This is a genomic window from Listeria rocourtiae FSL F6-920 (genome assembly GCF_000525975.1).
In the GTDB taxonomy this organism is placed as follows: Bacteria; Bacillota; Bacilli; order Lactobacillales; family Listeriaceae; genus Listeria_A; species Listeria_A rocourtiae.
Genome location: NZ_AODK01000033.1, coordinates 15213 through 40456, shown reverse-complemented (window position 1 = coordinate 40456; position 25244 = coordinate 15213). Strand labels below are relative to the sequence as shown.

Annotated in this window: 24 protein-coding genes and 4 pseudogenes; 23 read left to right on the top strand and 5 right to left on the bottom strand. The window is 40.9% G+C overall.

Annotated features, from left to right (window positions below; genetic code table 11):
• The first annotated feature begins 19 nt into the window (after nt 1–19).
• The 8 genes and pseudogenes from argJ to PROCOU_RS11165 all read left to right on the top strand — a co-directional run bounded on the left by argJ (nt 20) and on the right by PROCOU_RS11165 (nt 5796).
• Nucleotides 20–1216: a bifunctional glutamate N-acetyltransferase/amino-acid acetyltransferase ArgJ gene (argJ, locus tag PROCOU_RS11200; RefSeq protein ID WP_036072562.1), complete on the top strand. Its 1197-nt coding sequence runs from the start codon at nt 20–22 to the stop codon at nt 1214–1216.
• Nucleotides 1217–1233: 17 nt separating this feature from the next.
• Nucleotides 1234–1987: pseudogene (gene argB / locus PROCOU_RS11195) on the top strand (acetylglutamate kinase).
• On the top strand, nt 1984–3132 hold the full coding sequence (locus PROCOU_RS11190) for an acetylornithine transaminase (RefSeq protein ID WP_036072463.1): 1149 nt from the start codon (nt 1984–1986) through the stop codon (nt 3130–3132). Before argB ends, PROCOU_RS11190 begins: the two are co-directional and overlap by 4 nt.
• Nucleotides 3129–4070 carry an ornithine carbamoyltransferase gene (gene argF / locus PROCOU_RS11185; protein WP_077913425.1) on the top strand — a complete coding sequence of 314 codons (942 nt, stop codon included), beginning with the start codon at nt 3129–3131 and terminating at the stop codon, nt 4068–4070. Before PROCOU_RS11190 ends, argF begins: the two co-directional genes overlap by 4 nt.
• A gap of 102 nt (nt 4071–4172) precedes the next feature.
• A complete protein-coding gene (locus PROCOU_RS11180; RefSeq protein ID WP_036072459.1) occupies nt 4173–4370 on the top strand; it encodes a hypothetical protein in 198 nt (65 codons plus the stop codon).
• A gap of 121 nt (nt 4371–4491) precedes the next feature.
• Complete coding sequence (locus PROCOU_RS11175) at nt 4492–4926, top strand: dUTP diphosphatase (RefSeq protein WP_036072457.1); 435 nt, start codon at nt 4492–4494, stop codon at nt 4924–4926.
• A gap of 109 nt (nt 4927–5035) precedes the next feature.
• Nucleotides 5036–5368, top strand: a complete 333-nt coding sequence (locus PROCOU_RS11170; protein ID WP_051994361.1) for an arsenic metallochaperone ArsD family protein — start codon at nt 5036–5038, stop codon at nt 5366–5368.
• A gap of 86 nt (nt 5369–5454) precedes the next feature.
• Nucleotides 5455–5796 carry a homing endonuclease associated repeat-containing protein gene (locus PROCOU_RS11165; RefSeq protein WP_149023662.1) on the top strand — a complete coding sequence of 114 codons (342 nt, stop codon included), beginning with the start codon at nt 5455–5457 and terminating at the stop codon, nt 5794–5796.
• Between the two features lie 104 nt (nt 5797–5900).
• Here the strand turns inward: PROCOU_RS11165 and PROCOU_RS11160 are convergent.
• Nucleotides 5901–6702, bottom strand: a pseudogene (locus tag PROCOU_RS11160) (NAD kinase).
• 163 nt (nt 6703–6865) lie between these two features.
• Between PROCOU_RS11160 and sppA the strand changes: the two are divergent.
• The 8 genes from sppA to PROCOU_RS18090 all read left to right on the top strand — a co-directional run bounded on the left by sppA (nt 6866) and on the right by PROCOU_RS18090 (nt 13148).
• Nucleotides 6866–7888, top strand: coding sequence for a signal peptide peptidase SppA (gene sppA / locus PROCOU_RS11155; RefSeq protein WP_036072451.1), 1023 nt, complete (start codon nt 6866–6868; stop codon nt 7886–7888).
• A 13-nt stretch (nt 7889–7901) separates the two neighbouring features.
• On the top strand, nt 7902–8420 hold the full coding sequence (locus PROCOU_RS11150; protein ID WP_036072449.1) for an RDD family protein: 519 nt from the start codon (nt 7902–7904) through the stop codon (nt 8418–8420).
• A 59-nt stretch (nt 8421–8479) separates the two neighbouring features.
• Nucleotides 8480–9304, top strand: a complete 825-nt coding sequence (locus tag PROCOU_RS11145) for a phosphotransferase (protein WP_036072447.1) — start codon at nt 8480–8482, stop codon at nt 9302–9304.
• Between the two features lie 64 nt (nt 9305–9368).
• Nucleotides 9369–9869 (top strand): thiol peroxidase, encoded by a 501-nt coding sequence (gene tpx, locus PROCOU_RS11140; RefSeq protein WP_036072445.1) that lies wholly within the window; start codon nt 9369–9371, stop codon nt 9867–9869.
• Between the two features lie 234 nt (nt 9870–10103).
• Nucleotides 10104–11096 carry a class I SAM-dependent methyltransferase gene (locus PROCOU_RS11135; protein WP_036072443.1) on the top strand — a complete coding sequence of 331 codons (993 nt, stop codon included), beginning with the start codon at nt 10104–10106 and terminating at the stop codon, nt 11094–11096.
• Nucleotides 11097–11120: 24 nt separating this feature from the next.
• A complete protein-coding gene (locus PROCOU_RS11130) occupies nt 11121–12314 on the top strand; it encodes an acetate kinase (protein WP_036072441.1) in 1194 nt (397 codons plus the stop codon).
• Between the two features lie 166 nt (nt 12315–12480).
• The gene (locus PROCOU_RS18095) at nt 12481–12771 is read left to right on the top strand and encodes a hypothetical protein (RefSeq protein ID WP_208855814.1); all 291 of its coding nucleotides are present in this window, start codon (nt 12481–12483) and stop codon (nt 12769–12771) included.
• On the top strand, nt 12747–13148 hold the full coding sequence (locus tag PROCOU_RS18090) for a GTP pyrophosphokinase (protein ID WP_208855813.1): 402 nt from the start codon (nt 12747–12749) through the stop codon (nt 13146–13148). The genes PROCOU_RS18095 and PROCOU_RS18090 overlap by 25 nt, the downstream gene beginning before the upstream one ends.
• A 48-nt stretch (nt 13149–13196) precedes the next feature.
• Here the strand turns inward: PROCOU_RS18090 and PROCOU_RS11120 are convergent, their stop codons facing one another.
• Nucleotides 13197–13655, bottom strand: coding sequence for a universal stress protein (locus tag PROCOU_RS11120; protein ID WP_036066705.1), 459 nt, complete (start codon nt 13653–13655; stop codon nt 13197–13199).
• A gap of 352 nt (nt 13656–14007) precedes the next feature.
• Between PROCOU_RS11120 and ald the strand changes: the two genes are divergently transcribed.
• Nucleotides 14008–15123 (top strand): alanine dehydrogenase, encoded by a 1116-nt coding sequence (ald, locus tag PROCOU_RS11115; protein ID WP_036072439.1) that lies wholly within the window; start codon nt 14008–14010, stop codon nt 15121–15123.
• Between the two features lie 36 nt (nt 15124–15159).
• On the opposite strand, the gene PROCOU_RS11110 is transcribed toward ald, so the two are convergent.
• Nucleotides 15160–15516, bottom strand: coding sequence for an iron-sulfur cluster biosynthesis family protein (locus PROCOU_RS11110; protein WP_051994360.1), 357 nt, complete (start codon nt 15514–15516; stop codon nt 15160–15162).
• A gap of 85 nt (nt 15517–15601) precedes the next feature.
• Here PROCOU_RS11110 and fosX point away from each other — a divergent pair.
• A pseudogene (fosX, locus tag PROCOU_RS19095) lies at nt 15602–16011 on the top strand (FosX/FosE/FosI family fosfomycin resistance hydrolase).
• A gap of 30 nt (nt 16012–16041) precedes the next feature.
• Here the strand turns inward: fosX and PROCOU_RS11100 are convergent.
• Nucleotides 16042–17140, bottom strand: a pseudogene (locus PROCOU_RS11100) (M24 family metallopeptidase).
• Nucleotides 17141–17432: 292 nt separating this feature from the next.
• Here PROCOU_RS11100 and PROCOU_RS11095 point away from each other — a divergent pair.
• The 3 genes from PROCOU_RS11095 to PROCOU_RS11085 are packed head-to-tail and all read left to right on the top strand — an operon-like array spanning nt 17433 to nt 20398.
• Entirely contained in the window at nt 17433–18116 is a 684-nt protein-coding gene (locus PROCOU_RS11095) for a metal-dependent hydrolase (protein ID WP_036072437.1), read from the top strand.
• Between the two features lie 18 nt (nt 18117–18134).
• Nucleotides 18135–19451, top strand: coding sequence for a CBS-HotDog domain-containing transcription factor YtoI (gene ytoI, locus PROCOU_RS11090; protein WP_036072555.1), 1317 nt, complete (start codon nt 18135–18137; stop codon nt 19449–19451).
• A gap of 17 nt (nt 19452–19468) precedes the next feature.
• Nucleotides 19469–20398 carry a DHH family phosphoesterase gene (locus tag PROCOU_RS11085; RefSeq protein WP_036072435.1) on the top strand — a complete coding sequence of 310 codons (930 nt, stop codon included), beginning with the start codon at nt 19469–19471 and terminating at the stop codon, nt 20396–20398.
• A gap of 46 nt (nt 20399–20444) precedes the next feature.
• On the opposite strand, the gene PROCOU_RS11080 is transcribed toward PROCOU_RS11085, so the two are convergent.
• Nucleotides 20445–20825: an effector binding domain-containing protein gene (locus tag PROCOU_RS11080; RefSeq protein ID WP_036072433.1), complete on the bottom strand. Its 381-nt coding sequence runs from the start codon at nt 20823–20825 to the stop codon at nt 20445–20447.
• A 94-nt stretch (nt 20826–20919) separates the two neighbouring features.
• Between PROCOU_RS11080 and PROCOU_RS11075 the strand changes: the two genes are divergently transcribed.
• Both PROCOU_RS11075 and dnaE read left to right on the top strand, forming a co-directional pair.
• Nucleotides 20920–21825 carry a helix-turn-helix transcriptional regulator gene (locus PROCOU_RS11075; protein WP_036072431.1) on the top strand — a complete coding sequence of 302 codons (906 nt, stop codon included), beginning with the start codon at nt 20920–20922 and terminating at the stop codon, nt 21823–21825.
• Between the two features lie 94 nt (nt 21826–21919).
• Entirely contained in the window at nt 21920–25243 is a 3324-nt protein-coding gene (gene dnaE, locus PROCOU_RS11070) for a DNA polymerase III subunit alpha (RefSeq protein ID WP_036072429.1), read from the top strand.
• Nucleotide 25244: the final 1 nt, after the last annotated feature.

Sequence of the window (25244 nt, the reverse complement as noted above, 5' to 3'; positions counted from 1 at the left end):
ATTGGAAAAAGAGGATTGGATAACGGTGGAAAATGGTACAATCGCAACTCCACTAGGGTTTTATGCAGACGGCAAGCATTGTGGGCTAAAGCGGAAAAAGAAAGATATTGGCATTATTTTTTCGGAAACACCAGCAGAGTCAGCAGCGGTCTATACGATGAACCAAATGCAAGCAGCACCGATTTTTATAACAAAGGATAGCTTGGAGGTTAATCAAACATTGCAGGCAATTGTGGTGAATAGCGGTGTTGCGAACGCATGTACAGGGAAACGAGGTTTGGAAGATGGTTTTGCAATGCGAGCGATGGCAGCAAAACACCTAGGAGTTGCTGAAACGAGCGTTGCGGTAGCCTCAACTGGCGTAATCGGTGACTATTTACCAATGGAAAAATTGGCAACGGGAATCGCGGCATTAGATTTGAAATCAGGCATTAGCAGTGATTTTCACGAAGCAATATTAACAACGGATACGGTACAAAAAGAACTTACACTACAATCAGAAATCGGTGGTAAGGTCATTACGATATCGGGGGTGGCAAAAGGGTCTGGAATGATTCATCCGAATATGGCAACGATGCTTTCGTTCATCACGACAGATGCAGCTGTACCCGCTGAATTATTGCAAAAATTACTCAAACAAAAAGTAGACCAAACGTTCAATCAAATAACGGTGGATGGTGATACGTCGACGAATGATATGGTCATCGTGATGGCTAATGGCTGTGCTGGAAATGCAATCTTTTCTGATGGCACACCAGAATTTACTGCGTTTGCAAAAATGTTTTATGCAGTTTGCCAGCATTTAGCAAAAAGTATTGCAAGAGATGGAGAAGGTGCTACGAAACTTATTGAAGCAAAAGTCAAAGGGGCAACGTCAAAAGAAGATGCTCGGATGATTGCGAAACAGATTGTATCTTCTAGCCTTGTGAAAACCGCAATGTTTGGTGAGGATGCCAATTGGGGGCGGATTATTTGCGCAATTGGCTACAGTGGTGGGCGTTTTTCACCAGATAATATTACGATTAAAATTGGTAATACAGTGATTCTGGAAAAAAGTGAGACGACGAATTATGCGCCAGATGTACTTGCAAGTTATTTGAAAATGGAAAATATTTCAATCGAGGTCAATCTGCATAGCGGTTTGGAGGACGGGGTAGCTTGGGGATGCGACTTGAGCTATGACTATGTCAAAATAAATGCGTGTTATCGGACATGATATAAGGAGTGAATGGGATGAGCGGTATTATTGTTGTGAAAATTGGTGGCGTCGCGGGAAGTCACCTACATGCCAGTTTTTTTCAATCAGATTAAAACGTGGCAAAAGAATGGTAAACAGGTTGTTCTTGTTCATGGGGGCGGTGTGCAGATTAATAAAATGATGGAGGCGCTACAGATTCCAGTTGAAACGAAAGCGGGATTGCGGGTTACGACGAAAGAGACGCTCGCAGTAACGAAAATGGTCTTGATTGGACAAGTGCAACCGGAAATTGTAACGGCACTTTTAGAGCAACATATCTCGGCGATTGGTTTACATGCAGGTGATACAGGCTTGATGCAAGCAGAACAATTATTAGATGGTGACCTTGGATTTGTTGGTGAAATCACACATGTAGAGACGGATTTAATTCAAAGCTTAACTGCGAAACAAATTGTTCCGGTCATTGCTCCTCTTGGCTTAGCGACGGCAACACAATGGCTAAATGTCAACGCGGATTTAGCTGCATGTGCGGTGGCAGTAGCTCTTCAAGCAGAAAAATTAATTTTACTGACAGATGTTGCTGGTGTTCTTGATGCAGGAGAAATGATGGCGCATATTGATGTTACGGACTTGGATGATTTATTCGCAACAGAGGTTATCACAGGCGGGATGATTCCAAAGCTTAAAAGCGCGAAAAAGGCGGTCATACAAGGCGTTAGGGAGGTAGCTATTACGAATGAAATCACGAAAAAAGGGACAATAATAAGCGAAGGAGTGAAGATAGGATGAGTAGTTTATTTCCAACGTACGCTAAATTTCCTATCGAAATTGTAGAGGGAAAAGGAGCTATGGTGAAGGACGCGAATGGGAAGACATATCTGGACTTTACGTCAGGTATTGCTGTGTGTAATTTGGGGCATTGCCACGAAAGGGTTCTAGATTCTGTGCAAAAACAGCTTAGCAAAATTTGGCATACTTCGAATCTATTTGAAAGTAACATTCAAGAGCAAGTAGCGACAAAGCTAACAGCAGATAGTGAGCGCGTCGTGTTTTTCTGTAATAGTGGTGCTGAGGCTAATGAAGCTGCGTTAAAATTAGCTAAAAAACATACAGGTCGCGATGAAATTATCACATTTCAGCAGTCGTTTCACGGTCGAACAATTGCGACGATGACAGCAACGGGGCAAGGGAAGATACACGATGGTTTTGGCGCGCTTCTTCCAGGTTTTACATACTTACCGTACAATGATTTAGATGCGCTAAAGAATACGATTTCGACAAAAACAGCGGCGGTTATGCTAGAAGTTATTCAAGGCGAAGGTGGTGTTCTTCCAGCAACGCCAGAATTTCTAGTTGGAGCATCCGAACTGTGTCAAAAATATGGTGCGCTACTCATTATTGACGAAGTCCAAACAGGAATGGGCCGTACTGGAAAACGTTTTGCATTCGAACATGCAGGTATTGAGCCAGACATTTTTACACTGGCAAAAGGGCTTGGTAATGGTTTGCCTGTAGGCGCAATGGTTGGAGCATCCAAGCTGGCTGAAACATTTGGACCTGGCGTTCACGGCTCGACTTTTGGCGGGAATAAAATCGCTATGGCAGCAGCAGATGTGGTGATTGATATTATTTTTGATGAAGCATTTCTGGCTGATGTGACCGAAAAGGGAGTTTTCTTTCAACAGCTTCTTGCTGAAAAACTGGACGCCCATGTCATTGGAATTCGTGGAAATGGACTGATGATTGGGATTGAATTAGAAACAGAGGCAGGATCTGCTGTTAAGGTGCTACAAGAACAAGGATTACTGACATTAACGGCTGGGTTGAATGTATTGCGAATTTTACCACCATTAACAGTGACAAAAGAAGAACTATTACATGCGGCGAATTTGATAGAATCCGTTCTAATAAAACAGGAAGTAGGGATGAAATAATGGTATATCCTAAAGAAGCAACTAAAGGAAAAGATATGTTGAGCTTGTTGGAATGGAGCAATGAAGAGATTGAAGAATTGGTGCAGTTAGCGCTGACGATTAAGACGAATCCGGCGCATTATAGCCATACGTTGAGTGGTCAGATTTTAGGAATGATTTTTGATAAGTCATCGACGCGAACGAGAGTTTCTTTTGAAGCGGGGATGTTGCAATTAGGTGGACAGGCGATTGTAATGTCCTCAAAGGAATTGCAAATCGGGCGTGGTGAGCCGATTAAAGATACGGCGCACGTGTTGAGCGAGTATATCAATGCCGTAATGATTCGTACGTTTAGCCATGAAGGTGTAGAGGAACTTGCTGAGCACGCATCGATTCCAATCATTAACGGGCTGACAGATTTGCACCATCCATGTCAAGCACTTGCTGACTTGTTAACAATTTTAGAAGTGAAACATACATTTGATGGGGTAAAGCTTGCATATATTGGAGATGGAAATAACGTTTGCCATTCCTTACTGCTTGCCGCCGCCATGGTTGGATTAGATATTTCGTGTGCAATGCCTGCAGGTTATGAGCCCAATCCGCAAGTTCTAGATCAAGCGCTACAGATTGCTACTAAAACAGGTGCAAAGATACAAATCACAACCGATCCAGTTGTTGCGGTTACAGATGCTGACTTTGTATACACAGACGTCTGGACGAGTATGGGACAAGAACAAGAAAATGTAAAACGTTTGGCTGATTTTGAAGGTTATGCTGTGACAAAAGGACTAGTAGCGCATGCAAAAGCAGATTATCACTTTCTCCACTGCTTACCGGCACATCGTGAGGAAGAAGTTTCTTCTGCGGTTATCGATGGGAAACATTCTCTTGTCTACCAACAAGCTGGAAATAGACTTCATGCGCAAAAAGCTTTATTGGTGATGATTTTAGGATAGATTGAGAAAGTTCTAAACAAACTCGTTGTATTTTATTTGACAGTTCTTATACAGAACGATAGAATGGAAATGTTTAAAATATTAATGGGAGGATGGTTAGAGATGGAGCGTGTGATATCGGTTTTCAAACGCTTCCAAATAAACACAAACTATTTTACTATTCTGAATGAAATTGGAAGTATCAAACTCAAAGTACAAGATGACAAGATACCTAGATTTATTCATACTATAAATACAGAAACAGATTTTCGAGCGGTTCTCAGTCCATCAGCGGATTATGTGGAGATAACAAGAGCCTAAAATGATAGTTAAAGATAACCTTGGAGATTTCCTGAGGTTATTTTTTTATGTGAAAGGTGCTTTTCTTAAGTGGTGGATGTATGGTAGGATAGACGAATAATAGAATGAAAGTAGTGGAGTGATGAAATTGGAAATCAAAGTGAAATATGCACAAAATCAAGAAGCAAGGTTAAATAAAATAGAACAAGGAGATTGGATTGATTTATACGCGAATGAGGAGGTGCATCTAGCTGTTGGTGATTATAAATTAATTGATCTTGGTGTTGCGATGGAGTTACCAGAAGGGCATGAAGCGCATGTTGTACCACGCTCTAGTACGTATAAGCATTTTGGCATTATTCAAACAAATAGCATGGGAATTATTGATGAAAGCTACTGCGGTGAGAATGATTTCTGGAAATTTCCAGCAATCGCAATGCGCGACACCGTTATCGAAAAAGGTGACCGAATTTGTCAGTTTAGAATTATGGCTAAGATGCCAGAAGTTCGCATCACTGAAGTTACAACACTTGGAAATGCGGATCGTGGCGGTATTGGATCAACTGGGAAAAAATAAACGAATAGAAGAACTTTAGGGTGATATACCGATTTTATTTGTTATAGGTGTCGCATTTCATGGGTACTTCGCATCTTTATTCTGGCTATTTAGGGGAGTAATCAGGTCCATGCAAAAAATAGAAATCAGTTATTACTGCTTGTGCGATGACGAGAATATTGAGCTTGAAATTTTTAAATATTTCCATCAAAACAGGCTTAAAAATGAGTATCTCGATTATAATGATGTGGAAGTTGAGACTCAGTTGTACATAAAATCAGACTCGGAAATACCATTTTTAGAAAATAAGCTTGTGCATGCGGAACTTGAAGCAAAAGGATTAAAGGTTTTGCCTATCATTATTGTTAATGGTATGATTAGGAGACGTGGAGGATTGCTCAGCCCAGATGAGTTATCAGCTATTCTTAATGTAGGCATAAGTATCCAGATAGATGCGTTTTGAAGCAGAGGATTTTGGCGAAAAATCTAGAATTATACTAACGAATGCGACATAAAGTGAAATATTTTGATATCGAGAGGTTGATTAAATTGGCGGCAAAAAGATATACGGATGAATATTTGATAGAAGAAGTAAATCGGATTACAAAAGTACTTGGCAGGCCACCAATCGGGGCAGCATCAGAATTTCCAGGCGTTGGAGCAGCGACAAAAAGCTTCGGTTCATGGGAAGAATTTTTGAATGCAGCAGGTTTATCGTTAGTAGCTCCTGAAGGCGAAGGACAGGAGATTAAAGAGCGTTACATTAAAGAGGCAAAAGAAATTATCAGAATCCTAGGTAGAACACCAAAAATGACGGATTTTGACGATTATCGTATAGTTAAGTATTATTTTGGTAGTTGGCAAGATTTTAAAGATTCGTGGGAAAAATAAACAGACGAGCGCGATTTCACGTATTTGGCATCGCACTTTTTGACAAAAATATAAGCTTGTTTGCCATTGTATGAATCGGCGAACAAGCTTATATTTTTAGATGTTTACAGGAAGTTACGCTTTACTTTATCCCAGAATGAATTATTGTGCAATTTGATAATATTTACAAAGCGATCGCCAACTTCTAGCTTAATTTCCTCTACATGTTGAATGCTAAGCGCTTCGGAATCCATTCCCATAATCGGGAAGTCATTCACGCCATTCGCTCGCATATCAAGGCGCAATTTACGTTTTGGGCTCAAAATAAATGAAGAGCCAAGAGTACGGAAGCGGTTATTATTAATGGAAGCGAGCTCACTAACTTGCATCGATGGCAGTAATGGATCGACAATCGAGCCGTTAATTGACTTGTTATAAGCCGTGCTTCCAGTTGGTGTTGAAATGACCATGCCATCGCCGCGGAACGTTTCAAACAGGCTATCATTAATATATACATCGATTTGTAGCGTACGAATAATCGATGAGCGGATATTGAACTCATTTAGGACATAAAATGCTTTTGAATTGTTCACCGTTCCGTAAATGGTTGGATAACGCCGAACAAGCCAGCGATCTTCTGCCGCGGCTTTAATAATTTCATCGATTTGGTGTACGTGAAAATCGCAATATTGTCCAAGTTGTTCGGTCAAGGCGATACCTGCATATAAACAATCAGAACGAAAACCAGTTTCGCGCACAGATTTCAAGAAGGCTCCATCGCCACCGATGCTAATAATCGCCGTTGCTACTTCGAAATCATCAGTCACTTCAAAACCATATTCTGTGGTTACTTTTTTTTAGTTCATCAGCATGTTTCTGTAATTCTTCTGTTTTACGATAAGAAAAGTAAAAAATTGTTTCAGCCATACTAAAAACCTCCAGAGTTCTTAATTAATTCGATATCCATCTCATTATAACACGAATGCTCATTACTAATCTTGTAAAAAATAAGAATTTTTCAAGTTTCGCTGTAAAAAGTGTTCATTTTCCGTTATGATAGTGCTATGGTAATAAAAAAGGGGGAAAAATTGTGAATGCAAAAAGATGGATTGCGATTGGTATTGTCGCAGCTTTATTAGTAGTAAGCGGGATTACAAAGATTACGAGCACGCTTTTAGCAAGCGATGACGAGTATACAATGTCGTGGGCAGAATCATTAGCGGCGATGGACTCGGAAATGACTGAGTTGGTACTTGAGGATGGTAATACAGATAAGCGGATTGCGGTGCTTCATATTGACGGTGCTATTCAAGACACTGGCTCGAGTGATTCGCTTTTTGGAGGTAGTGAAGGTTATAATCATTCAGATTTCATGGATCAATTGGAGCAAATTCGTGAAGATGATACAGTTGCCGGCGTTGTTTTAAACGTGAATTCACCAGGTGGTGGCGTTGTGGAATCGGCGCAAATTCGCGATAAAATTTTACAGATAAAAAAAGAGAAGAAGTTGCCAGTTTATGTTTCATTTGGTAGCATGGCGGCCTCAGGCGGTTATTACGTTTCTGCGCCAGCCGACAAGATTTTTGCGAGCCCAGAAACGCTAACAGGCTCCATTGGTGTTATTATGCAAGGGTATGATTTCAGTGAGTTGATGAAAAAAGTTGGCATTTCCGATAATACGATTAAAAGTGGCGAATTCAAAGATATTATGAGTTCCTCACGACCAATGACGGCGGAAGAAAAAGCAATTATGCAGTCGATGATTGATGATTCTTACGGTGAATTTGTGAAAGTCGTGGCGCAAGGTCGTGGCATGACAGAAGCCGAAGTCCGTAAAATTGCAGATGGTCGGATTTATGATGGCCGCCAAGCAAAGGCAAATGGTTTGATTGATGCGTTCGGCTATGAAGAACAAACGCTGGATGCACTGAAAAAAGAGCAAGATTTAAAAGGTGCGGAAGTATTTGAATATGATTCAAGTGGCGGAGGATTCGCCTCGTTATTTTCCACCTCTGTTAGTCAAATTGTTGGTCAAAAAAGTGAGGCACATCAAGCGTTACAATTGATGAATATGATGGAAGCACCACGCTTGATGTATTTATATGGTAAATAAAGGAGGGGTTCAAATGGAACAGGAAACGTTGCAACATACGGAGCGTCCAGTTTTTAAATATGAGCCTCCAAAAGATGAAAAAATTGGCTTCCCATCGCAATATTACGCAGGATTTTGGATTCGTTTTATGGCTTATTTGGTTGATTTGCTCGCAACAACAGCAGTTACTGCAATCTTAATTAGCCCCGTTTTTCGTCTAGCAGATTGGAAAATGGATGGCTCGTTTTTCGCGATTTACGGTGCACTCGTGACAGTCGCTTTTCTTGCCTACTTTATCGTGATGACAAAAATTTGGGGGCAGACGCTTGGAAAAATGATTTTTGGCATTCGTGTTATTTCACTGAAAACAGAGAAGTTGACTTGGGGAACGGTATTATTTCGTGAGGGTGCTCTGCGATTCGTCACCTCAGTTGTTTGGGGACTATACATCATTTGTGCATTTACGCCCAAAAAGCAAGGTATTGCAGATTTGTTAGAAGGAACGGCAGTTGTACATGAAGGGTATTTGAAATTGGATAAAGAGTGGAAATAGCATTCGAAAAGGGACTTACGGGCTTGGCTTGTGAGTTCTTTTTGAAAGGAGTAGGCATCATGGATATGGAATCGATTGTTGATGAATTATTGCGAAAGGATACGCTTGGTTCAGATATTATCGCATGGGATTATTTGAGTGGCGGGACATCAAGTGTTGTTGCTAAAATACAATGTAAGAATGGCCAATCCTATGTTGTGAAAAGAAATTCTCCGAACCTTATTTACTGGGAATCGGTATTTCTACAATTTTATGAAGATAGCACACTTTTGCCGAGGTTAGTGTACGCTGCAAAAGAGTATGTCGTATATGCTTTTTTGAGAGGGGATACATTGAGCGCACGACCGGAAAAAAGGAAGATGTTACAGGATTTGACGCTAGGATTAATCAATGACTATAAACCGATTTTGCAAGGGTGGCAAGAGCAGTTTAGTTGGAAGAAGTTTTTGCAACAGGAAGTAATGGAGGCAGAGGCGATTATTGGGTCCTATTTATCAGATGAAGATGTGGCACTCATTATGCAAGTGGTTCGGAGTCAGCCACGTGAGCATCTATACTTACTTCATGGTGATTGTGGCGTACATAACTTTCTGTTTCAGGAAGGGGCGCTTTGCGGCGTTATTGATCCGCTTCATCTGTTTGGACCCCCGATGTATGATTTTATTTTTGCGTTTTGCTCGTCACCGGATAGTTTAGATGAGGAAACACTACAGTATGGTCTTTCATTTTTTGATAAAAGTTTTGCGGGTGAGCTGTATGGCTCTGTTTTGATAGGACTTTACATTCGACTTGCACGTTGTCTTTTACATCATCCAGAAGATTTAAAACGGTATTTAGAGGCTTGGGAATATTGGAAATTGCTCTACTATAAGCAAAAAAAATAGTACAACACCAAACAGTTCGGTAAAATAGAAGGCGTAGATATAAATCAAAGGAGGCAATTCGAAAATGGCAGAAGTTACATTTAAGGGCAATCCAATGACGTTGATTGGTAAAGAAGTAAAAGTTGGTGATACGGCGCCGGATTTCACAGTTTTAAATCAAGGCTTAGAACCAGTAACATTAGGTGATTATGATGGCAAAGTGAAGATAATTAGTGTGATTCCGTCTATTGATACAGGCGTGTGCTCTCAACAAACACGTAAGTTCAATGAAGAAGCTTCAGGCCTTGAGAATACGGCGATACTTACAATTTCCGTCGATTTACCATTCGCGCAAAAGAAATGGTGTGCAGCAGAAGGACTTCCGAATGTGATTACACTTTCTGATCATCGCGATCTTTCATTTGGTGAGGCATACGGTGTTGTGATGAAGGAATTACGCTTGTTAGCCCGTTCTGTATTCGTGCTTGATAGTAACAATAAAGTGGTTCATGCAGAATACGTAGGTGAAGGAACTAATCATCCGGATTACGAAATAGCTATTTCAAAGGCAAAAGAAGCGAAATAATGACTAAAAACTAGTGAATCCATATTGGAATCGCTAGTTTTTTCTGTTATAGTCATAATTGAACTCGATACTATAACAACAAGTTTTTTAGTAAGAAAATCGACAAAAATAAAGCGCTTGCTCATTTTATTACAAATCTTGTTTTTTGATAGTATAAAATGCTATCATCTTGACTAGAAATACTGTATAATGTTTAATTGGTGTTAGAAATGAAGGAATTCGAGGTGTTCACTTTTGACAAATGCAACAGTTGAGGAATTATTCCGTGTTCTTGATGATACAGCAATCATTATTCAGAATGAGCTTGAAATGAGTTATCTGGAAGCTGTTTATGAGACAGGAGAGAATTTATTTCAGAAAGAGGTACTTCAAAAGGATGAACTTTCTGCTGAGGCGACACTGAATCTGGAAGAGCGGTATAGTTCTGTTCAGTTGGAGGAGTTTGCAAAAGAAGATATCCGTAAGAGTTATCAACTTGCACTCTTAAAAGGTATGAAGCACGGCATTCAAGTGAACCATCAAATGACGCCGGACTCCATTGGGTTCATTATGGGCTATTTAGTGGACAAGGCTTTTGCTGGCAAAAAACAAATTCGCTTGCTTGATCCTGCGTGTGGGACGGGTAACTTAATTGCAACGATTGTCAATCAATTGGAAGGCAAATTAGAACTCGATGCTACTGGTGTTGATGTTGATGATTTGCTCATTTCGCTTGCTTACGTCGGTGCTGATTTGGAGCGCCAACCGATTCAACTTTTACATCAAGATGGTCTGGGTAATTTGCTTGTTGATCCGGTTGATGTTGTTGTCAGTGACTTGCCGGTAGGGTATTATCCGGATGATACGCGTGCTAAAGATTTTGAACTTAGCCGTGATGATGGTCATTCTTTTGCCCATTTCTTATTTATTGAACAAGGTATGCGGTACACGAAAGCGGGAGGGTATTTATTTTTCCTCGTGCCAAGTGCAATGTTTGGAACGGCAGATTTCGCGAAAGTGGACAGGTTTATCAAAAAACATGGACATATTCAAGGGATTCTACAACTGCCTGAGACGCTTTTTGCATCTGAGAAAGCCCGGAAAAGTATTCTTATACTGCAAAAAGGGGCAGATGATATAGAACCACCAAAAGAGGTATTGCTCGCTAACCTGCCGAGTTTGACCGATCCAAAAGCGACGGCAAACATATTAGCTAAAATTGAAAACTGGTTTAACGAAAACAAGTAGTTGAAGGGAATGGATCAAATAAACATGGAAAAAACAATTGCAATTAATGCTGGAAGCTCGTCACTAAAATTCCAACTATATGATATGCCATCAGAAACTGTTATTACGGCGGGAATCGTCGAGCGTATTGGTTTGAAAGATTCGATTTTTACAATTTCAGTTGGCGATGAAAAAATAAAAGAAGTAACGGACATTCCAGATCATGAAGTCGCGGTTCAAATGCTGTTAGACAAACTAATTTCGCATAATATTATTAGTTCATATGACGAAATCACAGGCGTTGGTCACCGTGTCGTCCATGGCGGCGAAAAATTTACAGAGTCGGTTTACATCACCGATCAAGTTATTGCAGACATCGAAGCGCTATCTGAGCTTGCGCCACTTCATAACCCAGCGAATGTCACTGGAATACGAGCTTTCCGTAAAGTCTTACCTAATATTGTGGCAGTAGCCGTTTTTGATACAGCCTTCCATCAAACAATGCCACCATCAAGCTACCTTTACAGCTTGCCGTACAATTACTACGAAGATTATGGCATTCGTAAATATGGCTTCCATGGGACAAGCCATAAATACGTAACAGAACGCGCGTCTGATTTACTTGGCCGTCCGCAAGAGGAATTACGTCTAATCACGTGTCACTTAGGGAATGGTGCAAGTATTGCTGCTATCGAAGGCGGGAAGTCGATGGATACATCAATGGGCTTCACACCACTTGCTGGTGTTTCGATGGGAACTCGTTCTGGTAACATTGATCCTGCGCTTGTGCCATTTATTATGGAAAAGACAGGTAAGTCGGCTGAACAAGTGCTTGATGTTTTGAATAAAGAATCAGGTATGCTTGGTGTATCAGGTATTTCAAGTGATCTTCGTGATCTTGAAAGTGAAGCTGCAAAAGGAAATGATCGTGCAGAACTAGCGCTTGATGTGTTTGTTGATGGTATCCATAAATATATCGGCTCGTATGCAGCGCGTATGAACGGTGTCGATGCGATTATCTTCACAGCTGGAATTGGTGAGAACAGTTCATACATTCGTGAACGTGTACTTCGTGGCCTTGAATTCATGGGTGTTTACTGGGATCCAGCGCTTAATCAAGTTCGTGGTGTAGAAGCATTCCTTAACTATCCGCATTCACCAGTCAAGGTCATCATTATTCCAACAAATGAAGAACTAATGATTGCACGCGACGTGGAAGTTATTCGTGCACAACGCTAAAGTTAAAGAAAGTAGCTACCTCTGACGGCAGTTGCTTTCTTTTTTATGGCGTAATTGTGAACTTGAAAATGAGAATATGGAAGAGTTAGTGCTATGATTCGATATCGACCTAGTGTTATGTTACGATGCATTAAGTAAATATAAAAATTGTAAAGGCGGCAATGAAATGAACAGTGCTCTTTTAGAAGATTTTAAAGTATGGATGGGTAATGACCCTAAATTGAATGAAGGTATGCAACATTTGGACGAGTTCAGAAGTCTAATGACGTGTTACCAATCTGTTATTCGTGAGGTCAGAACAAAACTGGATATTTTAAATGATGAGATGGCTCTGAAGGAGGACCGAAATCCGATTCAATTTATTACGTCTAGAACTAAGAAGCCAGCTAGTATCGGTGCAAAATTGCTGAAAAAAAGAAAAAAGAAATTACAGTGGATAATATTCGAGATACGCTAAATGATGTAGCAGGAATTCGCGTTATCTGTTCGTACACGGATGACATATATTGGTTAGCTGAAATGCTGACAAAGCAAGATGATGTCTATCTGATTGAGACAAAAGATTATATCAAAACCCCGAAGGGAAATGGATATCGTAGCTTGCATTTAATCTTGGAAGTGCCTATCTTCTTGTCGGATCGTAAGGAAGCTTACCGCATTGAAGTTCAAATCCGTACCATCGCAATGGATTATTGGGCGAGTCTAGAACATTCCTTGCGATATAAAAAAGAATTCGGCGATACCGAGCTTGGTAGCGAGCTTGAAAACTGTGCACATGAACTAGCCACGCTTGAAGATAGAATGTTGGCGATACGTGAAAAAATTAATCAATAAAATAAGCGATTTCCCGAAATTTGATGGGAAATCGCTTATTTATAATTTTTAATCTTTGTATACAGGGTCTTCATTTCTTACGACAAGTACGTCGCAAGGGGAGTGGCGGATAATGTATTCGGAAACACTACCGATAAGTAAACGTTCTACCGCATTTAGACCAGTCGCACCACACATGATAAGGTCCGCTTTAAAGGCTTTAGCAGCTTCTTTTGTGATGGCCGTTTTTGGTGAGCCATATTCGATATATGTTTCGACATTGGTAACACCTTGTTTTAGCGCATCATCTTTATAGCCATTTAATAATTCGTCTGCATATTCTGTAGCTTTGTCAGCCATTGAAGTATCGTAATTCGCAACGGATGAGAATGCACGCGTATCAATAACGTGGACAAGTCCAAGCGATCCTTCATTTCTTTTTGCAACTTGAATTGCTTTTTGGAATGCGCTTTCTGCTTCTTTTGATCCGTCAACTGCAACTAAAACTCTACTGTACTGTTGTAACATTCTAAATCCCTCCTGCCCAGCGTGTCGACAAACACTTATCTTCGTCGTTAAAGTCTGTGCGCCGGTGCTCATGTACAGGTCGTACATTCCGCTCCAGTGCTCGACTTTGCCTAGAATCTAAGCATTTGTCGACACGCTGGGGTTTGGCGGGACTTTCACGGGAGATAGTTTTTTTTCGACACTTTGGAAAATCTTTTTATACTTTTATTGTACCCTTTTTTTGTGAAAACAACCATTAAAAGCATTGAAAAAATTCTTAACCCGTATTTTTTTACAATTTGGGTCATATGTGTTAACCTTGTTTTGTAAACGCATACTTGCAGGCTAATATACTTAAAAAGGGGAGATTATTATGTTGATTGGTGTTCCAAAAGAAATTAAGAATAATGAAAACCGGGTAGCAATGACGCCAGCTAGTGTTTTATCTTATGTGCAGTCAGGTCATAAAGTATTAGTGGAGACAAATGCAGGTATAGGTTCAGCTTTTCACGATGAGGATTACGTTGCGGCAGGCGCAACGATTGTGGAAACTGCAGCGGAAGCTTGGAAAGCAGATATGGTTGTGAAGGTGAAGGAACCAATTGCATCTGAATATGGCTATTTCCGCGAAGGATTGCTGTTATTCACATACTTACATTTGGCAAACGAACCAGAGCTTGCAAAGGCGCTTACAGAGAATAAGGTAAATAGTGTCGCTTATGAAACGGTAGAACTAGATGACCGCACATTACCATTACTTAGTCCAATGAGTGAAGTTGCTGGTCGTATGGCTGCGCAAATCGGGACGCAATTTTTGCAAAGGAATAATGGCGGCCGCGGGATTTTACTTAGCGGGGTTCCAGGAGTGGAGCGAGGTGAAGTAGTTATTATTGGTGGTGGAATGGCAGGAACAAACGCGGCAAAAGTGGCGATTGGGCTTGGTGCTAATGTGACGATTCTTGATTTGAATTTGCACCGTTTACGTGAATTGGATGACATTTTTGGAAATCAAATTACAACGTTGATGAGTAATGCGTTTAATATCGAAACAGCTGTGAAGAAAGCTGATTTAGTCGTTGGCGCAGTGCTAATTCCTGGCGCACGTGCTCCGAAATTAGTGAAAGAAGATCTTGTGAAACAGATGAAACCAGGCGCTGTTATTGTTGATATCGCGATTGATCAAGGCGGTATTTTTGAAACGACAGACCGCGTGACGACGCATGATGACCCAACTTACGAAAAACATGGTGTAGTGCATTATGCGGTAGCAAATATGCCGGGTGCTGTGCCACGTACCTCAACAATTGCGCTGACCAATGCGACGCTACAATTCGGATTAACACTAGCAAACAAAGGGCTTGCTGATGCAGTTCTTGGGAATTTATCGTTGTATAAAGGCGTGAATACAGTTGGTGGTTATGTGACATATAAGGCAGTTGCGGATGATTTAGGGTACGAGTATAAGGCAGTAGAAGAAGCGCTTGCTTAAGTAAAATGAAAACGAGCAGAATTTCTCTTAATGAGACTACTGCTCGTTTTTTGGTGTGTAAATATAGTTATTGTTCGCATCCATGAGTAGGAGGTTGCGGTTGTAGAATTGACTATCACTTTTTAGAATGAGGGCGTTAGATTTGGCATTGTAGTCGATTTTTAGTTGTTCTTCTAGGAAAACAGCTGTCCAGCGTGCGATTAGGATTGGGCCGAGGTTGGATGAGAATTCAATATCTTCGGTTGTTGCTTCTGTAGCTAGCTTTAATGTGAAAATACCACTATTTTCGCAACCACAGCCTTCTGTTAAATAATAGAGATATAGTTTGCCAGGCAGGTTGCCGCGCAGGGCATCAATGCATGAAATCGCCGTCTCTGTGAACGTTAGGTTCATTTGGAATCATCTCGTTTTTATTTTATTGTACGGCGATTATGCGGGATTGGGAAGTTAGTTGCTCAACGTAGATACGCTTTTTAGTATGGAGAAGGAGGCGATAGTCATGGAAGGTTTGAGTCATATGACGTTTATTGTCAAAGATTTGGAAAAAGCGAGCGAGTTTTTCGAAAAGATTTTTGACGCGGAGGAGATCTATTCAAGTGGTGATGATACATACTCTGTGTCACGAGAAAAATTTTTCTTAATAGGGGATTTATGGAGGGAGATAGTTTGCTAAGTAGGACGTATAATCGTATTGCTTTTAAGATTGAGGAAGCGGAGTATGAAGATTATTTAGAGCGGATTGTGGCGTTAGGTTTGGAGATGAAAGCTGGACGGACAAGAGTCGTTGGTGAGGCGAATTCGATTTATTTTTACGATGTTGATAATCATTTGTTTGAGTTGCATACGGGGACTCTTGTGGAGAGATTGCGCGAATATAAAAAGAAGTAGTTCGGATGGGGATAGAACTACTTCTTTGCTTTATTTTACATACATCAATTCTTTCGGAAACTCAGTCAAAATTTCATACCCATCTTTTGTCACTACAATATCGTCTTCAATTCGCACACCTGCAACGCCTGGGACGTAAATACCTGGTTCGATGGTGAAGACCATGTTTTCTTGTAGTGCCATTTCGTTTGTTTCTGTGATGGATGGGAATTCGTGAACGCTTGCGCCTAATCCATGGCCAAGTCGGTGTGGGAAATAGTCGCCGTAACCTGCATCTTTGATGATATTGCGAGCGGTCAGGTCAATTTCTTTTGCGGGAATACCTGCTTTTACTTTTTCGATGGCTGCGAGTTGGGCTTTTAGCACAGTGTTATAGATTTTTTTCTTGTTCGGCGCTAATTTCACCATATGCAATGGTACGCGTAATGTCGGAGCAGTAGCCTTTATGGACAACACCTAAATCAAATAAAACGAGGTCGCCTTTTTTGATTCTCGTATCGCCAGGTGTGCCGTGTGGTAGGGCACCCTTTGTACCAGTGAGGACCATCGTTGAGAAGGACATCGCGGTAACTCCTTTTTTCTTCATTTCGTATTCGATTTTTGCTACGATTTCGGCTTCGGTTTTGCCTTCTGCGATTTCGTCAACGCCTACTTGGATGGCATAATCGGCAAGGAGCGCGGCTTCCTTTAGAATTGTGAGTTCTTCTGGTGTCTTGATGAGTCGAATCATCTGGATTTTTTCTTCAATCGAGATGAATGTCGCGTCGGTTAAGTATTTGGCTAAAATTTCGAAACGGTCCACACTCATATGTGACTTTTCAATGGCAAATTTTTTCACGGTTGGTACGCGCTTTGTAATCTCTGTTACGATGATTTCCCATGGATTCTCGATGTCGCTGTAGCCATACGTATCATGTGACCAGTCGCTTTTTTTCACATCTTCTATTTCAAGACCTGGGGTGAACAGAAATGGCGCTACTTCGGGAAACACAGCGAGACCTAGTACACGTTCGTGTGGATCGCTATGGTAACCGGTAAAATAGGCAATGTTTTCAGGGTCGGTGATGAACGCAACCTCAGCTCCTTGTTCTTTTAGCCAGTTTTGCAAAATATCGATATTTTTTTCCATGATTCATCCTTCTTTCCTTGTTTCGTCCGACTTATCATAACACGAAAGCGCGCAGAAATTAAATGATTACTATTCATAGATAATGAACGATAGGAGCAGATTCTGTGTGTGCAGCTAGCGGACTTAACTGTACACTTCAATTAGGTAAAAGGCATGTTTTCTGAACTAATATAGGTATATTTCAGCTATATGTAAATAATCATTAAACATTGTTATTGCAACACTTTACAATCAATTTATGGTATAGTCTATGTATTAAATACAATTGGTAACACAGAAGGGAAGTCAGAATATGCAAATTTCATTTCATGGGCAATCTTGTATTAAAGTAGTAACGGAGGATGCGACGATTTTAGTTGATCCATTTATTTCAGGGAATCCGCAGTGTGATTTAGTGATGGCAGAGGAGAAGCCGGATTACATTATTGTGACACATGGGCATGACGATCATGTTGGCGATACAGTTGCAATTGCTGAACATTCGGGCGCGACTGTCATTGCAAATGTGGAGTTGGCAACTTTTTTGAGTATGGAAGGCGTGAAGAATTTGGCTCCGCTACATATCGGTGGGAAACGGGCGTTTGATTTTGGAAAGGTGAAGTTAACACAAGCATTTCATGGTTCTTCGACAGTGAAAGATGGAAAAATTATCAATTTAGGTTTGCCGACGGGATTTGTGTTGACGATTGGCGATAAATCGATTTATCATGCGGGTGATACTGGTCTATTTTCGGATATGGAATTGATTGGACAGCTGAACGAGCTAGATGTGGCATTTTTACCGATTGGTGATAATTTTACAATGGGGCCAGAAGATGCGGCGATTGCAGCGGAATTTTTACAAGCGAAAGTAGTTGTGCCAATGCATTATAACACGTTCCCGCTGATTGCACAGGACCCTCACGCGTTTGTTGCTAGTTTGAACGTGGAGTTGCGCGGGAAAGTGTTGGAGATTGGCGAGTCGATGACAATTTAGAGGGAATGGGTGAGTGGCTTGGCGACAAAGCATGAGCAGATTTTGAAATATATTGAAGAGCTTGCGGTTGGTGAGAAAATTTCAGTGCGAAAAATCGCGAAAAACTTGCAGGTTAGTGAGGGAACAGCTTACAGGGCGATTAAGGATGCGGAGATTGTGGGCTTTGTTAGTACGATTAAGCGTGTCGGAACAATTCGGATTGAGCGGAAGCAAAAAGATAGTATTGAGAAGCTGACATATGCTGAGATTGTGAATATGATTGATGGTCAAGTCTTAGGCGGCCGTGCAGGGCTCCATAAATCATTGAATAAGTTTGTGATTGGTGCAATGACTGTTGAGGCGATGGAGCGCTATACGGATGCGGGCAATTTGGTGATTGTTGGAAATCGAGTTGACGCACAGGAGTTAGCTCTGGAACGTGGTGCTGCGGTGCTGATTACGGGCGGGTTTGATACGATGGATTTAGTGAAGAAATTGGCAGATGATAAGGAACTGCCAATTTTATCGACGACGTACGATACGTTTACGGTGGCAACGATGATTAATAGGGCGATTTTTGACCAACTAATTAAGAAGGAAGTCGTGTTTGTAGAGGACATTTTGACGCCACTTGAGAAGACGGCTTATTTGAATACGTCAGATCGGGTGGAAGATTGGTATAAGAAGGAAACAGTGACGGGGCACAGCCGTTTTCCAGTGGTGAACAAGGCAATGCGACTATCAGGAATGATTACGAGCAAAGACGTGATTGATAAAAATTTATCGATTTCGATTGAGCGCGTGATGACGAAAAATCCGTTGACGGTTGGTCCGAAAATGAGCGTAGCTTCGGTTTCGCACATGATGATTTGGGAAGGTATTGAGGTTATTCCGGTTGTGAAGGAAGATTTGACGTTGATTGGAATTGTGAGTCGTCAGGATATTTTGAAGTCATTACAAATGATTCAGCGTCAACCTCAGATTGGTGAGACGATTGATGATACGATTACGAATCAGTTGATTGAGAAACCTAATGATGAGACATCGGAACTTGATTTTCAGTTCACGGTGACACCGCAGATGACGAACAATATTGGAACGCTTTCTTACGGGGTTTTTACACAAATTGTATGTGATGTAGTACAGCAAAAACTGTTTTCTTTGAAGAAACGAAATGTGGCGATTGAAAATATCTCCATTTATTTTTTAAAACCGATACAAATGGATGCAACAATTGTGATTAAACCGCGGATTTTGGAAATTGGGCGTAAAGCAGGGAAAATTGATATCGAATTGTATTTGGAAGGCATCTTAGTTGGTAAAGCACTTGTTGCTTGCCAAATGATGGAACGTTAAGGAGTGATGAAGCGAGGATGAAAAAGGCAATTTTAGACGTTATTAAGAAATATGAAACAATTATTATTCATCGACATGTGCGGCCTGATCCAGATGCATACGGCTCACAAATGGGATTGGCGGCAGTTTTAGAAGCGAGTTTTCCTGATAAGTTGATTTATTGTGTGGGAGAAGGCGAGCCGTCGCTTCATTTCCTTGGAGAAGTGGATGTCATTGCTGATTCGGTTTACGAAAATGCGCTTGTGATTGTTTGTGATACGGCGAACACGGAACGGATTGATGATACGCGCTTTTCGGCTGGTAAAGAGCTTGTGAAGATTGATCATCACCCGAATGATGATGCGTATGGGGATTATAGTTGGGTCGACACAACCGCTTCTTCTTGTAGTGAGATGATTACTGCGTTTGTGGAAACATTTCCCGACAATTTGACGTTAAACGAGAAGGCAGCACGATTGTTATATGCAGGTATAGTTGGCGATACAGGGCGATTCTTGTTCCCTAATACGACACCAGAAACGTTGCGTTATGCGGCAGACCTCGTTACATTCCCGTTTAATCGAACGGAAATATTTACGAAAATGTACGAAACGCCAATGAATGCTGTTAAGCTGTCAGGTTATATTTTGCAAAATTTTCAGATGTCGGCAAATGGCGCGGCACATATTTATATTAATCGCGATCTATTGGAGCAATTCGATGTCACGGCGCGTGATGCAGCGCAATTGGTAAATCGGATTGATAGCGTGATTGGGATTAAGGCATGGATTTTATTTATAGAAGACGGCCCTATTATCCGAGCCCGACTGCGTTCAAAAGGGCCAGTTATCAATGGTTTGGCAAAACAATATCGTGGTGGCGGACATCCATTGGCATCCGGGGCGACGCTTGAATCAGAGTTAGAAATTCCAGAAATGGTTGCGAAATTAGAAGCATTATGCAATTGAGAAAAGGAGCAGTACATCTGATTTTTCTGGATGTACCGCTCCTTTTCTATGCGTTCAGACCAATATAAATTTGAATCGTGCCATTTGGTAAATACATTTCATAGTCAAAAAGGTAACTTCGATTGAGTGGGGTATTCCAAATTTGCTGCCACGTCGCGAAAACATCCGTTTCAACGTTGAACACTTGATATCCTTGATCAGGAATCATGATTTCCTTAGAGGTTTCAAAAGGGCGGATGCTAGTGGCTACACTCACTGTGTAATCGCCCCGATAATCATTTTCATACTCCTCATAAATACCATAAAAAGTGGCATTTGTTTGTTGCAAATTCTGAACTTCCGTCCACAGCTTCCTAATTTTGTTAGCCACATCGGGATCATTGAAATTGTTCGTCCGCGTTTTCTTTATTACATAAATAGTTTGCATTGTTTAAACCTCCTTGTCTTCTATAATAATCGATTCGATTGACATCATATTGTCATATTATATGTTACGATAAAAATAAAAGAGGTGAGCTGTCATGAAAATTGATCGTTTATTAGAAATTTTAATTTTATTAATGAATCGAAAACAAGTACAGGCTAAAGAATTAGCAGCCTATTTTGAGGTATCTGTCCGAACGATCTATCGGGATATCGAAACGCTCTCAATTGCGGGGATTCCGATTGAAATGACACGAGGTAGAGCTGGCGGTATTAGTCTGATGAAAGAGTTTAGTTTGTCTAAAATCCCTATTACGGCGAAGGAAAAAGATGTTTTGCAAGTGGCACTGCAAAATCTTTCTACAACTAACTTTCCTGAATTAGCAACATTGACCGAGAAACTCCAAGCACTGTGGCATACATCTCAGAAAGAGTGGATTGCCATTGATTCTGCTGAATACGGCTCTCCACCAGAACGTAATGAGATTTTTGAGACGATGAAACGTTGTATTTTGGAGAATCACAAAATTTCTTTTATCTATTATAATAGTAGTCGGCAAAAAACGAGGAGAGAAGTAGCGCCACTTAAGCTCTGGTACCGTGGAAGTGCGTGGTATTTATGGGGCTATTGTTATTTGCGAGAGGCGTATCGTTTATTTCATATTCATCGCATGGTCGATATGGCTGAGATAGGTTATTTCCGGCCTGACTACGATGAATCTGCATTTGAAATATTTCGTGAGACAGCGGTGACGCCAGCACCTAGATTAGTGGTGCATCTAGTGTTTGAAGTAGCTGTATATTATCGCTTGTTAGCTATTTTTCCAACTGAAATAATGCAACTATCCGATAACCGAATTGTAGTGAAGACAGAGATGCCGAAAACAGATTGGCTTTACTCTTTCTTGCTTTCTTTTGGATCAGATGTACAAATTATCGCGCCTGAATCGTTGCGTCTTGAAATAAAAGCGAATTTACAAAAAGCAATGCAACATCATGGCTAATCTTGCGTAAATAAAAAGCGAACATATGGTTTCTTTTTTGGGGGATAACCGATATAATATAGAAGAGACTGTGGGTAGAGAGGAGATGTGGCTAATGGGATTCGTCCATTTACAAGTAGCCAGTGCGTACGATTTGTTATCAAGCACGGCGGCTATTGATGGGATTATTGAAAAAGCGCAACAATTTCATTATCCTGCTGTTGCTATAACCGACCATAATGTCATGTATGGCGTTATTGAATTTTATCAAAAATGTCGTGCTGCAGGAATTAAGCCTCTAGTCGGGATGACGATTTCCGTGGAAGGCGTTATGCAATCGCTTGAGACTCATGAACTACTCCTGCTCGCTAAAACGACGCAAGGTTACAGAAACCTTCTCAAAATTTCGAGCGCGATTGAAACGCGTGAGGAGCAGAAATTACCCTTAAAATGGCTTGAATCTTATTGTGAGGGTTTGCTGTTATTTTCGCCAGGGGAGGCTGGTGAAATCGAGCGGCTCATTCGCCAAGGGATGCATGAAGACGCGCAGTTAGTTGTTGCGAAATGGCGAGAAATTGCAGGTGAGTCTGAGTTTTATATGACATTACAAAAGGAGAATCCTCATTACGAAGCGATTCTTAATTTTTGTGAAGGAAATCAGATTCCAGCTGTAGCAACAAAAAATGTCCAGTATTTGGAGCCTAATGGTGTCAGGAGCACGGAAATTTTACGCGCGATTCGTGATAATGAAACGGTAGCATGGCATAACTTGCCGCTCACAGGTGGGGCTTATTTCGCAACACCCGAGGAGATGGAAAACTTATTTACGACACCTTTTGAGAAGGAAGCGTTGAAGCTAACGACTAAAATCGCAGATATGTGTCATGTTGAAATCGCGATGGATCAGCATTTATTGCCTAAATTCCCATTAGCAAACGGTTTTGAAGCAGGGCCGGTTTTGAAAGATTTATGTTTTGAAGCGTTAAAAAAACGTGTCATGAATCCTGATAAGATTTACTGGGAACGCTTGGATTATGAGCTGAAAGTCATTCAGGAGATGGGTTTTTCGGATTACTTTCTAATCGTATGGGATGTTATGAAATATTCCCGAGAAAATGGTATTTTAACAGGCCCTGGTAGGGGTTCGGCGGCTGGTTCACTTGTGTCTTACGTGCTACAAATTACAGATGTGGATCCCATTCAATATCATTTATTATTTGAACGATTTCTAAACCCAGAACGAATCAGTATGCCAGATATCGATTTGGATTTCCCAGATAATCGGCGTGATGAAGTCATTTCTTACGTCGTTGCGAAGTATGGCATGCAACATGTGGCTCAAATCGGAACGTTTGGAACATTAGCCGCAAAAGCAGCGGTGCGAGATACAGCACGAACTTTCGGCCTGAATTCTGTCCAATTATCCGATTGGTCAAAGCTTATTTCACGCGAACTTGGCATGACACTCACAAAAGCTTACGAACAATCAACTGCACTCCAACGCCATATCATCAGTTCTGAACAAAACCAGCTCATCTGGCAAATTGCAACTGAAATCGAAGGGCTCCCACGTCATATTTCCACACATGCTGCCGGAGTTGTTATTAGCGACGAACCGCTTGTTGACCAAATTGCTTTACAAAAAGGAAGTGGAGACGCGCTTTTGACGCAATTTGCAATGGGGGATCTTGAAAAAATCGGATTATTAAAAATGGATTTCCTGGGCCTTCGAAATTTAACATTACTGGATAGGACATTAAAAAATGTTAATCATATTCGCGATACAGCATTGACCCTACAGGATATTCCGCTGGACGATGCGAAAACGCTCCAAATTTTCCAAAAAGGCGATACGACGGGAATTTTTCAGTTTGAATCGGATGGTATTCGCCGTGTTCTGAAGCATCTGCGTCCGACGTCTTTTGAGGATATTGTCGCGACGAATGCGCTTTATCGCCCAGGTCCAATGGAACAAATCGACACCTTTATCGCGCGGAAGCATGGTAAACAAGATATCATCTATCCGCATCCAGATTTAGAGCCAATTTTGGGTGTTACTTATGGGATTATAGTATATCAAGAGCAAATTATCCAAGTGGCTTCTTCAATGGCTGGCTTCTCGCTTGGAGAGGCAGATTTACTACGCCGTGCGGTTAGTAAGAAGAAAGCTAATGTTTTAGAGGAAGAAAGGATTCACTTCATTTCAGGTGCGGTTAAAAAAGGCTATACGCAAGCAAGCGCTAATGAGGTATACGATCTAATTGTCCGTTTTGCTAATTATGGTTTCAATAGAAGTCATGCAGTCGCGTACTCCAAAATCGCATTTCAACTAGCTTACCTAAAAGCTAACTATCCTGCAGCATTTATGGCTTCACTTCTTAGTGCAGTTATTGGAAACGATGATAAAATCAGCCAGTATATCGCCGAAGCCAAAAATTATGGTATCAAAATGAGTGGTCCATCCATCAATCGCAGTTACTATCATTTTCAAGTAGAGAACGATGCGATTAGGTATAGTTTGCGCATGGTTCGCAAAGTTCCTAGTAAGTTCGTATTAGCTATTGTGAACGAACGAAAAGGTGCACCGTTTAAAGATTTCTTTGATTTTTGCGAACGGATGCCTCAAAAGCAATTAACGAAACAAGTCTTAGAAGCATTGATTTACGCAGGCTGCTTTGATGAGTTCGGCAAAGATCGCGCCACGTATATTGCCTCTATGGATGCCGCATTACAATATGTAAGCCTGCTCGGTGACGACGAAAAAGGAATTAATCTTTTCACAACCGATGACGAATTGTTCCGCAAAATGAAACCGAAATACAGAGAAGCAAGTCCACTTCCAATCGATGAAAAACTAGAAAAAGAGAAAGAATACGTTGGGCAATATGTCTCAGCGCATCCTGTTACGTTTTATCACGATAAATTAAAATTGCTCGACATAACATCTTTATCACAAATCCAAGTTGGTAAAATTTATAAAATTGCAGCTTATATTCATGATATCAAAACAATCCGCACTAAAAAAGGAGAGTCTATGTGCTTCCTAACAATCAGTGATGATAGTCGCGAAATCAGCGCTGTCATGTTTCCTGAAACCTACCGGAAATATACAGAACTAGCTGAAAAAGGGATTATTGTACTCCTCCAAGCAAAAGTGGATCAGCGAAATGGCGAACTACAACTTGTCGTTAACAAGGCGGAAAACGTGAAGGATATTGAAGTTCCAAAACGTGCCTTTTTACGGATTAAAGATATGAATCAGTTGGAACAGCTAAAACCAATTTTGCTAGCTAATCGCGGAGATATAAGCGTTATTTTACACGATGAAACAACAAAGATAACTACCCAACTGCAACCGAAATTCAGTATTAATGGGAGCCCTGAAACGGCTAGAGCGATTATAGAACTCATTGGCGAAGGTAATTTTATCATTCGTTAGC